Annotated in this window: 9 protein-coding genes; 3 read left to right on the top strand and 6 right to left on the bottom strand. The window is 40.2% G+C overall.

Annotated features, from left to right (window positions below):
* Positions 1-64: 64 nt before the first annotated feature.
* Positions 65-1,111, top strand: a complete 1,047-nt coding sequence (locus tag OCI93_RS10670; RefSeq protein ID WP_261626378.1) for a Kelch repeat-containing protein — start codon at positions 65-67, stop codon at positions 1,109-1,111.
* A 272-nt stretch (positions 1,112-1,383) separates the two neighbouring features.
* Here OCI93_RS10670 and OCI93_RS10665 read toward each other — a convergent pair whose 3' ends face one another.
* Positions 1,384-4,485 (bottom strand): efflux RND transporter permease subunit, encoded by a 3,102-nt coding sequence (locus OCI93_RS10665; RefSeq protein ID WP_261626377.1) that lies wholly within the window; start codon positions 4,483-4,485, stop codon positions 1,384-1,386.
* A complete protein-coding gene (locus tag OCI93_RS10660; protein WP_261626376.1) occupies positions 4,485-5,507 on the bottom strand; it encodes an efflux RND transporter periplasmic adaptor subunit in 1,023 nt (340 codons plus the stop codon). Before OCI93_RS10660 ends, OCI93_RS10665 begins: the two co-directional genes overlap by 1 nt.
* A gap of 580 nt (positions 5,508-6,087) precedes the next feature.
* On the opposite strand from OCI93_RS10660, the gene OCI93_RS10655 reads away from it, so the two are divergent.
* Positions 6,088-7,956, top strand: coding sequence for a methyl-accepting chemotaxis protein (locus OCI93_RS10655; RefSeq protein ID WP_261592411.1), 1,869 nt, complete (start codon positions 6,088-6,090; stop codon positions 7,954-7,956).
* A gap of 386 nt (positions 7,957-8,342) precedes the next feature.
* Positions 8,343-12,482, top strand: a complete 4,140-nt coding sequence (locus OCI93_RS10650) for a hybrid sensor histidine kinase/response regulator (RefSeq protein ID WP_261626375.1) — start codon at positions 8,343-8,345, stop codon at positions 12,480-12,482.
* 315 nt (positions 12,483-12,797) lie between these two features.
* On the opposite strand, the gene upp is transcribed toward OCI93_RS10650, so the two are convergent.
* From upp to OCI93_RS10630, 4 genes are all read right to left on the bottom strand, one after another.
* Positions 12,798-13,427, bottom strand: a complete 630-nt coding sequence (gene upp, locus OCI93_RS10645; protein WP_261592409.1) for a uracil phosphoribosyltransferase — start codon at positions 13,425-13,427, stop codon at positions 12,798-12,800.
* Positions 13,428-13,438: 11 nt separating this feature from the next.
* Positions 13,439-13,987: an NAD(P)H nitroreductase gene (locus OCI93_RS10640; RefSeq protein WP_261592408.1), complete on the bottom strand. Its 549-nt coding sequence runs from the start codon at positions 13,985-13,987 to the stop codon at positions 13,439-13,441.
* Between the two features lie 86 nt (positions 13,988-14,073).
* Entirely contained in the window at positions 14,074-14,727 is a 654-nt protein-coding gene (locus OCI93_RS10635; RefSeq protein ID WP_410007625.1) for an HvfX family Cu-binding RiPP maturation protein, read from the bottom strand.
* 140 nt (positions 14,728-14,867) lie between these two features.
* Positions 14,868-16,829, bottom strand: coding sequence for an NADPH-dependent 2,4-dienoyl-CoA reductase (locus OCI93_RS10630; RefSeq protein WP_261626373.1), 1,962 nt, complete (start codon positions 16,827-16,829; stop codon positions 14,868-14,870).
* Positions 16,830-16,868: the final 39 nt, after the last annotated feature.

Below are 16,868 nucleotides of genomic sequence, written 5' to 3'. Positions count from 1 at the left end.
AAAAGTATTATTGTAAACGTCAGAATATTTGTTATCGTTTCATTTGTACCCAAAAAGGATGGTTATGAAACGCCGAGTTTTTATTCGCAAGTTTGCCCAATTTTCTTTATTAGCATGTTCGCCAAGCTTATTGGCAAGCTCATTTCATAATAATGTAAACTGGATTCACAAACCCCGATTACCCAAACAAGTTCAAGAACTTTACCCCTGCTTGTATAATAATAACCTTGTCTTAGCTGGTGCGCTTGAACAAAGTACTATAGAACGTGCAACAATGGGTATTATGGATGCATCCAGCGCTTGCTATTTATTTGACTTGAGCAAACAAGTTTGGCGATTGGGACCTGAGTTACCTGTAAAGAGACATCATCTAGGGTTAATCACCACAAAAAAGGGAGTACTGGCAATCGGAGGCTTTGCTGCCAGCAAATCTAACCCTTGGCAAGTTCGCGCAGACACTTTTGTACTTTCTAACTTAGAGGATCACTGGCACACTTCAAAGCCACTTCCTAATCCGCAAGCAGAGTCTGGTTATGTAAGAATTGGCGACAATGCACACGTCATTTCTGGACGAGGAATAGTACATGGTCATTTAACTGACATTAACAGCCACGTTTTTTTTGATGGCACAAAGTGGCAACAAGCCGCGCCACTGCCTCTTGCCAGAAATTCAGGCGCTTGTGTTGCAATGAGCAGTGGTTGCCTGCTAATTGGAGGACGGATTCAGCAAAAACGGCATCAAAACCAAACTCGTGTTGACTTTTATGACCAGCGTACAGATAAATGGTTTGAACTCTCCCCAACGCCTTTTGCTTCATCAGGTATCGCAGCGGCTAGTTACAACAATAAAGTGTATGTATTTGGGGGAGAGCAATATAATTACAGTATCAATCGTGCAGGGTTAACGACCATGCATAGTAAAACCTTTAAACAGGTATGGGAGTACTGCTTTACCAGTGATAAATGGCAAACTTTACCTATATCAATGACCTCAACACGTCATGGCTTAGGTGCTATTAGCACCCAAGAAGGCATTTACTTGATTGGTGGAGCACAGCGTGCTGGAGGTGAGTTGACTACCAACACGGTTGAGCTACTACAATTCAAATAATAATGGCTAGGGTCTGTTGATCTTTGCTGTGTGTTTTTGCAGCAGTCATTCGGGTATTTTGGCAAGGCAGAACCTGCGTCGCATAGTTATTCTATGTAAGTCAGGTGATAACGCAGAAAAAATGCTCGAATGGCGCTGCCCAAAGGGTTCAACCAAAGGCTTCCACTACTTTGTCATTCGCAACTGACATAAATTATTATGCTGCATTACTCATTTCGCGTAATGAAAGCCTTTGATTTGAACAAAATTCATACCTCAAAGATCAACAGACCCTAGTTACTTGGGGCCCTTGCTAACTCAGCTTCAAGGCGTGTCGTTTCATCAGCTCTAGGCTTGGTAAAACGCGCCAAACCCAAGTAAATAACGGGTGTTAAGAATAAAGTATAAAGCACAGAAATTCCTAACCCTCCAAACACTACCCAACCAATTGCGTTACGCGCCTCAGCGCCAGCACCCGTGGATAAAATAAGAGGTAACGCACCCAGTAAAGTCGAGAATAATGTCATAGCGATTGGACGAAAACGTACTATGGCAGCTTGTAAAATAGCCGACTCAACATCACTGCCCCGATCTCGTAACTGATCTGCAAATTCTACTAATAAAATTGCATTCTTAGCCAACAGTCCAATCAACATTACCAAGCCAATCTGCGAGTAAATATTTAAGCTCGTGCCAGATAGCTTCAACGCTAAAATTGCAGCAGCTATACCAAATGGTACAGTAAGCATCACAACAACCGCGCTATTGATACTTTCAAACTGAGCAGCTAATACAAGCAGCACAATGACAAATGCAAGCACATAGGTTAACAAAACCTCATAAGCCGTTTCTTGATACGTAAGCGCTTCGCCTTTAAAAGCTAAATCAATTCCTTGTGGTAACTTTTCATGAGCAACACCTCTAATTATTTCAACCGCTTCACTCATCGCCATGCCTACTGGTAGCTCTAAGTCTAATTCAATTGCCCGACGCTGCGCATAGCGCTCTAGCTCAGCAGCAACACCCTCCTCTGCTAAGCTGGCAATACTTGACAATGGCACTAGCGCACCAGTATCGCTTTTAACATACAAGTTTGCTAAATCAGATGGAGTTTGGATCATATAATTCTGTGCTTGTAGAATAATGGGGATAGATTGATCGCCCACATTTAGATCCGCAATATCATCCCCATTAATTGCCACCCTTAATGTCGTTGCAATGTCGCTCAACTGTACACCTAAATTTTCTGCTCCTCGACGGTCTATATTAACTCTCAATTGTGGTTGCGATGGCTGATAAGAAATATCGGCTTTACCAAATTGCGGATAAGCCTTTTCAAGCTCAGTACTAAACAACTGGGCTGCTTTAAAAATATTTAAATAATTATCGCCCAATAATGCCAGTTCTATACCCCCTCCTTGCCCCCTTAGATTCAAACTGTTTGAACCAAACGCTCTCGCTGGAGCACCTGGGACTTGCCCCAAAGGCCCACGTATCTGAGCAATGATTTGCTGTTGAGATAGCTCCCGTTCAGACCAATCTTTTAGTGGTACAGTAATAAACACAATATTTGGGTCCCACTGGCCTACAACCGTATAAATGGAGTCTATCTGCTGTTGCTCTACATAAGGCAATAGCACGTCTTCCATAGCTTTTGCTTGTCGGTCCATAAAGTTCAACCCCACACCATCGGGGCCTCGGGCAAAGATGCGAATACTGCCTCTATCTTCTTGTGGTAATAACTCACTTTTTATTTGTGTATACAAAACACCTGATGCGGTTGCCAAAATAATGCATATAAACAGAGTCAACCATGCATGCTTCAAAACCCAGCCAATCATCACACCATAACAATCAACGCATTTATTGCCAAAAGTACTAAATAAATGCGTTCCAGACTTGGTTTTTTTAGGTAAACGAGACGTTAGCGCTGGTACCAATGATAGCGCGACGAATGATGAGATGATCACAGCACCAGCGAGTACGCCCCCAAACTCGCGAAATAATCGACCCGCTGTTGATGGCAAAAATGCGATGGGAACAAATACCGCAACTAATACAGCAGTAGTGGCAACAACAGCAAAAAACACTTCTCTTGTACCTAGCACTGCAGCGGCCCGACTGGCTAACCCTTGAGCTTTTCGACGTTGGATATTTTCGCTCACAACGATGGCATCATCCACAATTAACCCTGTCGCTAATACCAAGGCAAGTAACGTTAATATATTAATAGAAAAGCCAAGTGACCATATTATCGCTACCGAGCCCATTAACGACATCGGTATAGCTATTGCGGGTACAATTGTTGCCCGCCATGAACCAATAAATACCCATAAAGTAATGACTACAAGTAAGATTGTGATAAGCAAAGATTGCAATACTTCATCTACAGAACCCCGAATAAACTGCGCATCATCTTGGGTAATACTGATGTTCAACTCTGGGAACCGTAATGCTTGGCGTGCAACTAACTTTAATACTTCATCTGAAATTTCAATGGTATTTGAGCGTGCTTGTCGGATCACTTCTAAGCCAATTACTGGCTGCCCGTCTAAACGTACCATATTACGTGAGTCTGCTGGTCCAAAGTAAACCGACGCAACATCGCCTATGCGCGTGTTTCCTTCAACAATCATCGCACTAACTTGTTCAGCGGTAATAGAAGTGGCATCCGCTCTAACAATGAGCTGTTGATCTTCAGACTTTAAACTCCCTGCTGGCACATCAAAAGGTGCTTGTTCCAATACTTTGGCAACTTGTGCCACTGATAAGCCGTAGCTTGTGAGTTTCAAAGGTTCAATCGCAACACGCAACACCCTCTCTCTATCACCATTTAGCCTAACGTCCGCAACACCGGGAATAGTCAAAAATTGCGGAGCTAAGTCTCGCTCTACTCGCGCTGTAAGTGACTCCATATCTAAAGTATCACTACTAACCGTAAGACTTACCACCGCTTGTGCATCGTTGTCCGCTTTGATTATCGACACCCGTTCTACTTCTTGAGGTAACTCTCGTTGCACACGACTTACTGCTTCTCGGGTTTCATTCGCAGCATCTTCAATATTTGTACCTGGCCTAAACTCAACCACAATGCGACTAGAGTTTTCTTCACTTTGAGCACGAATAGACTGCACGCCTGATACTCTCGCCGCAGCTCCTTCGAGCTTGCTTGTGACTTCTGTATCGATTGTTTCTGGTGAACCGCCAGGAAAAGAAGCACTAACAGTTAAGCGTGGCCTGTCAACATCAGGGAGTTCTCTTACTTCAACACCACCAAGTGCTGCCACACCTGCGATAATAATCAATAGATTCAATACTACAATGAGTACAGGTCTGCGTATAGCAAGTGAGGGTAAGTCAGATAAGTTGCTATTTGATAAAGGTTTATTAGACATTAGTTTACCTTCGCTAATTGCGGACTAACTTCTTGGCCTTCACGCAAACGTTGCACACCTTCTACAACCAGCATTTGTTGATGTTGTATATCACCATCCACCAGCACTTGGTTGTTTTGACGCTGAATCACTTGCACATTAACACGTTTCGCAACCCCTTGTTTCTCAACCCAAATATAAGGCCCTATTGGACCCCACATCAATGCTGCTTCAGGAATAGCAGCATAGCGTTGCCCTAAGTTACTTAGTACAACTTTAAAGCTCATGCCTGGTAGATATATATCTTGCTCATTATTTAGTTCAGCTCTTATTCGAATAGTACGCGCATTTGCATTCACTCGTGAGTCAATCTGGCTAATGGTGGCTTGCAATTGATTTTGATTTTCTTGCCAAGGTGATACTTGTACTTGGGTACTATTTTTGAGAAGTTCAAGCGCAAGTTCAGGCGCTTTAAAATCGATATAAAGTGTGGACCGATCATCTAAAGAAACTAATTGAGTTTGATTTGTTACCCAGTCACCAACTTCAATATCACTAATTCCAACAATACCCGAAAAAGGCGCAACAACCCGATGATCTTCAATATCATTTTGTGCTTGAACGAATGCGACTTCAGCCAGAGCAACCTGTGTTTTAGCATCATCTAAAGCGCTTTGTGTTGTGGCACCATTTTTGATACTCTCTTGTAATCGCGTTAATGCTCGCTGCGCGTTTTCTAATTGAATTTTTGTTTGTAATGCTTGGGCTTGCTCTTTTCTGTCATCAAGCTGAAATAGAATATCACCTTTTGTAACCTTGTCTCCGCTTCTAAAAGACACTTGTGTCACCCTATCTGCAACAGTTGGAAATAAAATGACTGAGCGCCTTGCTTCAGACGTGCCTACAGCTGTAATTTGTTGCTGTGTTGCAGCAAACTGCAAGGGGGCTGTGATAACAACAGTAGCTGGGCGCTTATCTTGGCCGTGTACTACTGTCGCAATGGCACTAAGTAAAAGGGCTAATATTAATGAGCGTGACGGCATATGCTTCCCTAAATGTTGATGCTTAAAAATATGATACGTTTAAATGCGGTAGTTTAGATCTGCCACAAGGTAGTATATAGCTTAGCAACATGTTCAAAAACAAATACTTTTACACTACTTTACACACATATAAGCCTGAATTTAAATAACAATGCAGCCCTATGACCCACTCAATGAAGTCTTATCATAAAATAAATCTCTGTCACTGAGTCAAAAATAGAGCAATCTCACTAAAAGTCACAAAAAAAACTGTTCTGTTTTTTAAGTACTCAGTCACTTAATTACAACGAAAAACATAATCATAAAAGCGTACCAGATAACTACTTAATTCAGCCATTAGTGTCATTTAAAAAGCTAATCAATAAGGCTAAGTCAATTCTCAAAACATTTCCTATACCAAACAAATTGGTCATTACTAAATCAACCATTAATAGGTAACACGCTTGTTACATAAATATGTGATGCAATTTAATCTAACTGTTTAAAGTTTTGCGATATCTGGTACATTAAAGCAAAACTAACATTGCAAGTTTTTGTTAATGTTTTACATTTATATGATGTCGGGTGTTGGAGATATGCTGTGAAGTTCAAACACAAAATTGTTATTGTATCCTCGTTAGTCTTGTTTGTTGCGCTTAGCGTCTTATCTATTAAACAATACTTTTCTATTAAGCAGAATCTAGAACTACAAGTCAGTCAAAGTGTTAACGAAATAATTCAGGGAATAAGTAATACAGTTACTGCGCAAATGCAAGGAAGTATGGACTTAGCATCATTAGCAACTTCACTCATTTCAGAAACTGACTCCTTGCAAAGTGCCTACCCTATTTTGTCTCAGCCAAAACTCACTGAACAATTTTTATTAATTGGATATGGCCAGGAAAGCACCGGCAAATATATAGCAAGTGATCCAAATTGGAACCCAGGCCCCACATGGGACCCTCGAAAGCGGCCTTGGTACACAGATGCTAAAAATGCAGGCAAGTTAATCGTCACTGCCCCTTATGCCGACTCAGTTAGTAAAGAAATAGTGGTGTCAGTGGGCACACCAGTAAACAAACAAGGTCGCTTTCACGGCGCAATTTTTTATGACGTTAGCTTAGCCAAGCTTGGTGATATGATAAATTCATTTAATTTATTTGATGCTGGCTTTGCATTTATGGTCAGCACAGACGGAACTATTATCTCGCACCCTGATGTTAGTTTAAATGGAGATGAAGCAAGCAAGTTTTTGGGTGATACGGCGTTTAGCCAAGATTTGCAATACATTGTGCTTAATAATACCGAGTACTTAATTGACTTTCAAAAAGTTGATGGTTTTGACTGGCTGGTTGGTATAGCGCTTGAAAAAGAGAAAGTGTTTGCTGCTGTATCTGAAGTGACACAAGACTCTATCACGTTTACTACATTATTCGTCATTATTAGTGTTGTGGTCCTGTCTTTTGTGATCAGTTTATTACTTAAACCACTTTCAGAGATTAATAATGCCATGGCCAATATTGCTAAAGGCAATGCCGATCTCACTGTGAGACTCAATACTAATAGCGACCCTGAGTTTGCTTCACTGGCAGAAAACTTCAACCTGTTCGCCGCGCGCTTACAACAGTTAATCGCTGATATTCAAGTCCTCGGCCACGAAATTCTTGAAGATGCCAAACAAACGTCCTCTGGTGCTAACCAATCTAGTAACGCTATTTCAAGGCAGTTGGAGTCTTTAACTTCTTTAGCAACAGCAACAGAACATATGTCCGAGACAGAGCAACGCGTTGCTAACTCAGCGCAAGAGGCCGCAGAAGCAATCCAAAATACGGATAGCGCAGCCGTCGAAGGTCAGAAAATCGTCACGCAAACCACTGATACAATCGCACATCTATCTGAACAAATTTCTACTGCAGTTGAAGTAGTTAATGCTTTGGAAGTATCCACCAGCGGAATAGAGCAAATACTTTCAGTCATTAATGGCATTGCAGAACAAACAAATCTCCTAGCGTTAAATGCCGCTATTGAAGCTGCTCGTGCCGGTGAGTCTGGTCGAGGCTTTGCAGTAGTTGCGGATGAAGTACGAACGCTCGCACAACGTACACAAGAAGCAACGACTGAAATTAAAACCATGATTGACCAATTACAAGCAGGTGCCGTGAACGCGGTACAAGTAATGAAACAAAGTCAGAGTCTGGTTGAAAAAACAGTAGGTAAAGCAGATGAAACTAGCGACTCTCTACAAGCTATTCGTGCCGCTATTGAGCATATCGTGCAACTTAATTTGCAAATTGCTGATATGCTCAATGAACAAAGGCAAGTAGTCAGTGAAGTCAATAATAATGCAATGGAGATCCGCAACATCTCAGACATGGTGTTTAATGAGGCGAAAACGGTTGATCATACAATGAAAAGTCAAGTGGAAAAAATTGCCGAACAAGAAAACATGCTAGAACAATTCAAAGTTTAGTTTTCCTATTTGGCGATTAACCTAATACTCATTGCATTAGATAAAGCACCAGATATTGCGACAGATAAATGCTTTAGTAACAAAGTAGAAATTTCAGTATGCTGTTATTATATATGAGTCATTTAGCTCGCTAGAATGATCAATGTTTTAATAAAAGTTGGTATAATCGTTAAGTTTGATAAATGTTATTTATGATAAACCCGCTAAAAACTTAAGCGGGTTTATCATCTTCGTAAAGGTAAAATGAGCATAGCAAGGTATTTTAATTTGCTTACAGCATACTGGCTGTTCAATTGAAAACTAGATATATAAAAATCATAGCAGACATAAACTAGGCTATTATTAACAATAAACATTCCAATTCACAATAGACTTAAAAATAATTTATGAATAGATTTTTAGTTGTTGCATTTTTACTATTGGTTACTTTATTTCCAAGTTACATTTTTGGTCAAATACCCTTACTGGCGAACGAGTACTCAGTCAAAAAACTGACTGCTGAAGACGGTTTCGTTTCTTCAGAAATATACTCCATCATTCAAGATCAACAAGGGTTAATTTGGTTTGGCACTGCTGAAAATGGTGTCATGCGTTTTGATGGCCGTAAAGTCACATTATTTGAATTTGATAGTATGAGCAATAATGGCCTATCTCATAATGATGCAGGCAATCTCCTCTTAGACCGTTATGGTAACATTTGGATTGGCACGTGGGGAGGTGGGGCCAACCGTTACAATCCACAAACAGGCCAATTTGAAAACTTTATCAATGACCCAAAACGGCCTAGTTCAATTTCAGCGAACCGCATTCAATCTTTGCATCACGACAAAGAAGGCGTAATTTGGTTAGGATCATATGACCAAGGATTAAATCGCTTTTTGAACAACAATCAATTTGCGCATATCAAAAAAGGTAATTCTGACATACCTGGACTTTCTCACAACCGCGTCTGGGACATAGAGAGTCACGACCGAGACTCACTTTGGGTGGCTACCAGTTATGGTTTGAACTTATATAATAAGAAAACAAACGCATTCACATACTTTTTTCCAGAACCAACTAACAAAACCCCTACAGGTGCCAACGAAATTCGTCATATTTTAAAAAGCCGTGATGGAAAAATTTACATAGGCACTCAACAGGGCCCCTTTCTTTTTGACCTACAAACACAAGAGTTCAGTCCAATTGGCATAGTTAAGAATGAAAACTTAGGCCAAGTTAACTCGATGATAGAAGATCAAGATGGGTTTATTTGGTTTGTTACAAGTAACGGTGTTTTTAGACTCTCAAGCACGAATCAAGAATTGAAACAACTGGACCTAGAGCACAATAACGGATTACGAATTATTTTTGAAGATAATGCTCGTACACTGTGGATAACAAATGAAGTACAAGGTATATATAAACTTGTACGTCATAGAAAATTTAAATCACTCCAACATCCTGAATTAAGTGCACCCAATGGTATTTTATCCGACAAAGACGGAAACTTATTAATTGTGAACTCTAAGTCAGAAATATTCAAATGGCTCGTATCCACACAAAACCTAATTAAGCTATCTGGGGCTATTTTTTCCGAAGAAAATGGCTTTGATAATAACCGGTTGTTAGAGCGGCCGGTGCTGTTTTTAACTAATGATAACGTTTTGTGGGTTGGCCAAGACGAAGGACTTGCCAAATTTAACCTTGATACTAATCACGCAAAGATAATTACTTACCCAACTACGAATCCTAATCTCAAAGAGTTTAGAGAGATAAGAGCACTCAACGCAGACGAACAAGGAAAACTATGGATAGGCACTTATAAAAATGGTGTTTACATTTATGATGCACCACAAAACTCGTTCCAGCATTTAGGGGCCTCTTATGGACTGTCACACCCAGAAGTCCTTGAAGTATTTAAAGATAAAAATGAAAATATGTGGGTCGGTACTGGTGATGGGGTAAACCTGTGGCAAGAACATTCCAAATCTTTTTTAGCATTGAAAAGTAATCGATATAAACAAGACAGCTTGTTAGGCAATATCGTGCAAGATATTCATCAATCTAAAGATGGTAAAATTTGGATTGCAACACAAAAAGGGCTCAATTTATATCAACCTGAAACACAAAGCTTTAAACATATCAGCAAACAAAATGGCTTGCCCACCAACCTTATTCGCGCGGTTTCCGATGACAACGAAGGTGAGTTGTGGTTAACAACAAATAAAGGTATATCTAAATTTTCACCCACCAAAGGAAAAATTAAAAACTTTGATAGTCAAGATGGTTTACTCGGCCTAAATTATTATTCTGGTAGTTTAGTTAAGGGCAGCGACAATATATTATTCACAAGCAGCCAAAGGGGCATTGAATATTTCAGTACTCACTCTTTAAGCTCCAACCAAGCCGACCCAAATATTGTCCTAACTGGTTTCAATATTCTGGGCCAACCGGTTAAACTTGATGTGCCCTACTCTTACGTTACTGATATTCAAATTTCTTACTTAGACTATGTATTTTCATTAGAATTTTCTGTATTGGATTTCATATCTCCTCAAAAGAATCAATATGCATATAAACTAGAGGGCTATGATGAGCACTGGATAGAGATTGAAAATCGTAATGTCGCAACATTTACAAACTTAGATGGTGGCTCATATCGATTTTTAGTTAAAGCAACAAATAGCAACGGTGAATGGTCAAAAAACATACTTTCCGTAAATTTACATGTTGCTCCTCCATTTTGGCAGACTTGGTGGGCATACTGTTTATATATTTTAGCTTTTACATCTATCATTGCGACTGTGATTTACCTCAGAACTCGATTACAACGGTTAGAAATAACAAGGCAAAAACAATTTGTTTCCCAACTCGAGCAACAAGTGTCACAAAAAACAGCTTCGCTGGAAGCTCAAGCAGAAGACTTAGCTGCGGCACTGGAAAAAGCTGAAGAAGCAACCCAGCTTAAATCTGATTTTCTAGCAAATATGAGCCATGAGATCCGCACCCCAATGAATGGTGTAATCGGTATGCTAGAACTACTCAAAGCAGGCCAGCTTAGCGCCGAACAAGCTCATGCCGTTAATGTGGCTAGTACCAGTGCCAGCTCCCTCCTAACGCTGATCAACGATATTTTAGACTTTTCAAAAATAGAAGCAGATAAACTTGAAATTGAGTATATCGATTTTGATTTTAGAGAGCTTGTGGAACTACTTGCAGAGTCAATGGCATTAATAGCGCAAAGTAAAGGCGTTGAAATAGTGCTTGATTTGGCGGATATTAATACGCCCATAATACGTTCAGACCCTAATAGGATCAGGCAAATTCTGAGTAACTTATTAAGCAATGCCGTCAAATTTACTGAACAAGGCGAAATCGTCATTGTCGCAAAGCTTAAACCAATGAATGATACTGAGCAGTACCTTTTAAGTTGTCAAGTTTTCGATACAGGTATCGGTATCCCCGATAATAAGCTAGGTACTTTGTTTGATACCTTTAGCCAAGTAGATGCTTCAACGACACGCAAGTATGGTGGTACAGGTTTAGGGCTTAGCATCACTAAACGTTTATGTCAGTTACTCAATGGCGATGTAACGGTGTCAAGTGAAGTAGGTGTGGGTAGTTGTTTTACTGTGACATGTGTCGTCAAAATTTCAGAACCTAAAAAGCCATATAATATAGAAAACCTCAGACTAGAAGTGCTCATCATCGACGCCAATCAATCAAGTCGACATGCGCTACGAAAACAACTTAAGCTGTGGGGTATTTCAGTCACTGAAGCAATTACCTCTGAGGCTGCATCTCAAATACTTAAAGAGCGTAAAATATCAAGCTCAACACCTTTTGATATTGTGTTGCTTGATAAGCACTTAATCGCGTTAGAGAATGACAGCTTTGAGCAAGAGCTTAAAGTGAATAATCCGTTAAGTAAAACTAAGTTAATAGTAATGACTCAAGTTGAAGAATACTATACACAAGGTAAAGTAGTGCCATTCAATATTGCATCCTACCTTTGCAAACCGATAACTCAACTCGCTTTATTGAACGCTTTAGCGACTGCCTGCCCAAATTTAAAAGCTTTACTTAAACAACATCAGTTAATAAGCAATGATAGTAAAAAATCAACAGCGAATACCCTCAGTGCAGATTGGGCCAACGATATCAATGTGCTACTTGTAGAAGACAATAAAATTAATCAACTGGTGGCGTTAAAAGTGCTCAATAATATAGGCATCGAGGTTAAAGTTGCAGAGAATGGATTGCAAGCAATCGAATTAATTGGTGCATCTGCAGACACAAAACCATTTCATGCGGTACTAATGGATTGCCAAATGCCAATCATGGATGGTTATCAAGCAACTCGTAATATTCGCGATGGTCAAGCTGGAGAGAGAAATAAATCCCTACCAATTATAGCTATGACCGCTAATGCTATGCAAGGCGATAGACAAAGATGCCTTGATGCAGGAATGGATGATTACATTACTAAACCTATTTCCACAAAGCAGATACAAGACAAGTTAAAAGAATGGGTAACAAAGTAGCGAGATGAAATTAGGTGATAATTAGTCCATCCTGAAACCAACTTAATTGTTTGAAGATTTAAACGACCTTACTACCCTGAAATTGTAACTTTTCTGAATCACGCAGCCAGAACATTACAATTTTAGTATAAAAATGAAACCAAAATCGCCCCCTAACACACCACAAAAATGATGATATGAAATTGAACTCGTTGATATTTTTCCATTGAGTCATAAGTGAATGAAACTTGCAAAACTCATTAATTGGCAACGGTTGAGGTCGAATTTAAACAACGCTATAGCGATAAAGGCTTCATACCTAAAAGGTCACATGCGCTAAACAGTGCCAAATATTTTATCACCCGCGTCTCCTAAACCAGGCACAATGTAGCCGTGCTCGTTAAGATGACTATCCAGTGAAGCAGTATAAATTTCAATGTCAGGATGCGCATCTAAAGTCGCTTTAACCCCCTCAGGTGCCGCGACTAACACAATTGCTTTAATATGGGTACAGCCTGCGCTTTTTAGCATGTCAATGGTGGCAATCATTGAGCCTCCAGTGGCTAGCATTGGATCTATTACCAAACTTAAGCGTTGCTCAATTTTACCAACTAACTTTTCAAAGTATGATACTGGCTCTAGCGTCTCTTCATTTCTTTGTAGTCCCACGACACTCACTTTTGCAGACGGTATTAGCTCCATCACGCCATCCATCATGCCTAATCCAGCGCGTAAAATTGGTACAACTGTTATTTTTTTACCTTGCAATTTATTGACTTCAATATTGCTGCCCTCCCAGCCTTTTATAACACTGGCTTGTAATGGCAAGTCTTTAGTCGCTTCATAAGTAAGTAACGTACCAATTTCACTAACTAACTCACGGAAGCTTTTTGTACTAATTCCATATTCTCGTAGTAATGCTAATTTATGTTGTAACAATGGATGATCAATAACATGTAGTGACATAACAGCGCCCTCTATAGCTCTTTGAAAAATGTTTCAGGTTTATGGCGTACAGGTTTTGTACAATCAACAGTTGGAGTACCTAAGTAAAGATAACCAATAATTTCATCTTGCTCATTTAAACCTAGTAAAGATTTAACCTTAGGGCTTTGCGCATAATAGCCTGTTCGCCAAACACCTGATAAGCGTTGCGCAAATGCCGCTTGCTGCATGGCAAGGACACTACATGCGGCACTTTGTATTTGCTCAATACGGGGAACTTTTGGATGCTCTTTATAAGGCGATATAGCAATAATGATCATCGGTGCGCGCTGTGGTAACGACTTGGCACGGCTGATCGTGCGTTCACCTTGCTGTTCTTCCACAGCTGCTTGGTGGTATATTTCGCCGAGCTTATCACGAGCCTGCTCATGCACAACAATAAACTGCCACGGGGTTAAGCCACCATGATCAGGTACTTTAAGGGCTGCTTTTTTTATTACTTCTAGCTGCTCCGTTGACGGACCAGGAAAAGATAAGTTACTGTCTGATTGACGTGTAGTGAGTAATTCGATGGCATCCATGTGTACATACCTTTCATTCATTATTTCAATTGTGAATGAGAATACCATCGTAAACGCTTATCATCTATTGTAGATGTGTTTTTTCTTTAACTTTCAACCCTATGTTTATTTAAATAGCGCTTTAGCCAATGATCCACGCTGACAAATCGCCCCCCTCCTGTAAACAATAGGCTTAATAACATGGCAAAATATATCGCGGCAAATTCAATACCGTTATTTAAAATAACCACACTGCCTTTTTCATATAAATAGTCAGGGTAGCCGTGAGTATCGACTAAAGCCTTAATTCTATCTAGGCGCAGTGCTACTTGTTCGCTATTTTCTAAACTTTGCTGTGCTCCAGGAACTCCAAACCAATCAAATACCTGTGCAGCACTCGTTTGCGGATTGCCAGGTGCAACCGAAAACCAACCGTTGTCCCAATGCACCGTCGTTGCTGCAATAAACATAGTAAATAATAAAGGAATTGATACAAGACGGGTAAGTAGCCCAATTAGCAGTAACCAACCACCTAAAAACTCACTCCAACCAGCTAAAAAGGCCAATAAATCAGGTAATGGTAGCCCTAACCCCCACTGTTCATTACCAAACCAAGCAACGACATTTTCATCTGCTAGTAGACGACTAGGAAAGCTGACTTCACTATTGGCAATATTGAGTTTGTTATAGCCGGCAATGATCATTACTGGTGCAACAATCAACCTCAAAATTAATGCTGGTGCGCCGTCTAAAAAGCGCATTTTGGAAACTATCGAGCTATAAGTTTTATAAAGTGTACAAAGCATGAACGGCCTTTTCTATTAATCAAAAATAATATCAATTACTAGTCTAGACCGCTCTATTGTTTTATTCATTGCAAACTTAATTGCAAAACTGAGTGTTAAATCAATCGCGCAGCTTGTAATGCTTCGTAAATAGCACGTTTGGCATCGATTGCACTGGCTAGTTTTGCACCACCAATTACATGGTGATGACTAGGCAAACTCTCTTTGTCAAACAGCTGATCATTGGATACCTGGCCAATACACGCGATGACAGTGTCTACATCTAACCATTTCTCCTGACCAGCTTGCTTGATAAGCAAACCTTTATCTGAAAAAGCGATATATTCACACTCTGGAAGTTGCTCAACATCATGTTGCTTGGCAACTTGACGATGGATCCAGCCTGTTGTTTTACCCAAATCACTACCAAAACGACCGGGGCTACGTTTGAGCATGTAAAGTTTTCGAGGGTCTTTAATCGGGTTAGCATCGCACTCTATTCCCCAGTGGTGTTTAAAGTCTTCGATTGATTGCTCAGGCTTTTCAGCCAAAAAAGCGACCATATCGAAGCCAATACCACCAGCACCTAAAATAGCGATTTTATTACCTAGCTCAACTTCCTTGCGTATCACTTCATCGTATGCAAATACGCGCCTACCATCGCTGCATTCAATGTTAGACATTCTAGGACTCACGCCTGTCGAAAACACAACATCGTCATACTGCTGTGACATCGTGTCCTCATATGGTGTATTCAGTTCAATATCTACATTTAAACGTTTTAATTCAGACAAATAATAAGCCAGCGTCTTTTTAAAATCTTCTTTGCCGGGTATTTGCATTGCCAAATTAAACTGACCACCAGGGTGACTATTTTTATCTATTAATGTAACTTCATGCCCTTTATCCGCAAGATAGTAACTTGCTGATAAGCCCGCAGGGCCTGCGCCCACTACGAGAACACGTTTTTTCTGTTTCGCCTTTTCAAGCGGATAATCCAGCTCAAAACCTGCTTGTGGATTAACCAAACAAGTTGCTCTTTTACCCTTAAATACATGATCTAAGCAACCTTGATTGCAGCCAATACAGACATTTATTTGTTCACTATGATTGGTGGCATATTTATTAAAAAAGTCAGGATCGGCTAATAACGGGCGTGCCATCGAGATTAAGTCTGCTTCTTGGTTGTGCAAAATATCATTTGCAATATCAGGTGTATTGATACGGTTTACAGCAATAACTGGCACATCAACAACATCTTTGAGGCGTTTAGATGCTTCCTTAAAAGCACCAGGAGGAACCATGCTGGCAATCGTCGGCACTCTCGCCTCATGCCAACCAATACCGGTGTTTAAGATATCAACGCCCGCAGCTACCAGTGCTTTTGCTTGTTGTGTCACTTCCTTAGCCGTCGAGCCATTAGGGATCAAATCCATGACAGATAGCCTAAAAATAATCAAAAACTTATCTGAAACAACCGCACGCACCGCCTTAACAGTCTCAACAGCTAAACGCATACGATTTTCTAAAGTACCACCATATTCATCAGTACGTTTATTAGTATGATTTGCCATAAACTCATTAATTAAATATCCTTCTGAGCCCATGATTTCTACGCCATCATATCCTGCTTTTTGGGCCAGCTTAGCTGAATGAGCAAAGTCTTTAATGGTACTTTTAATCATCCGTACAGACATTGCTTTAGGTTTATATGGATTGATTGGTGCTTTGATTGCACTTGGTGCTACATTAAATGGATGATAAGCGTATCGGCCAGCATGCAACAGTTGCAGGCAAATTTTAGCGCCGTGTTTATGCACGGCCTGAGTATACGCTTTGTGCTTAATTACATCATAAATTGAATTAAAAGAAGATGAGATAGGCGTTAACTTACCACGTAAGTTTGGGCTATAACCGCCTGTTATAAGTAACCCAGTTCCCCCTTTTGCACGTGCTTCATAAAACGCACTTAATCGCTTACGATTATGCCAACCTTCTTCTAAGCCTGTATGCATCGAGCCCATAACCAAACGGTTTCTAAGCTCGGTGTGTTTTAATTCTAATTGTTTTTCTAACATTATTTGCCCCAACTAACTGGTCTAACCTGTGCAACATTA

Origin of the sequence: Pseudoalteromonas holothuriae, assembly GCF_945859825.1 — a bacterium.
In the GTDB taxonomy this organism is placed as follows: Bacteria; Pseudomonadota; Gammaproteobacteria; order Enterobacterales; family Alteromonadaceae; genus Pseudoalteromonas; species Pseudoalteromonas holothuriae.
This window is presented reverse-complemented; position numbering and strand designations above follow the sequence as displayed.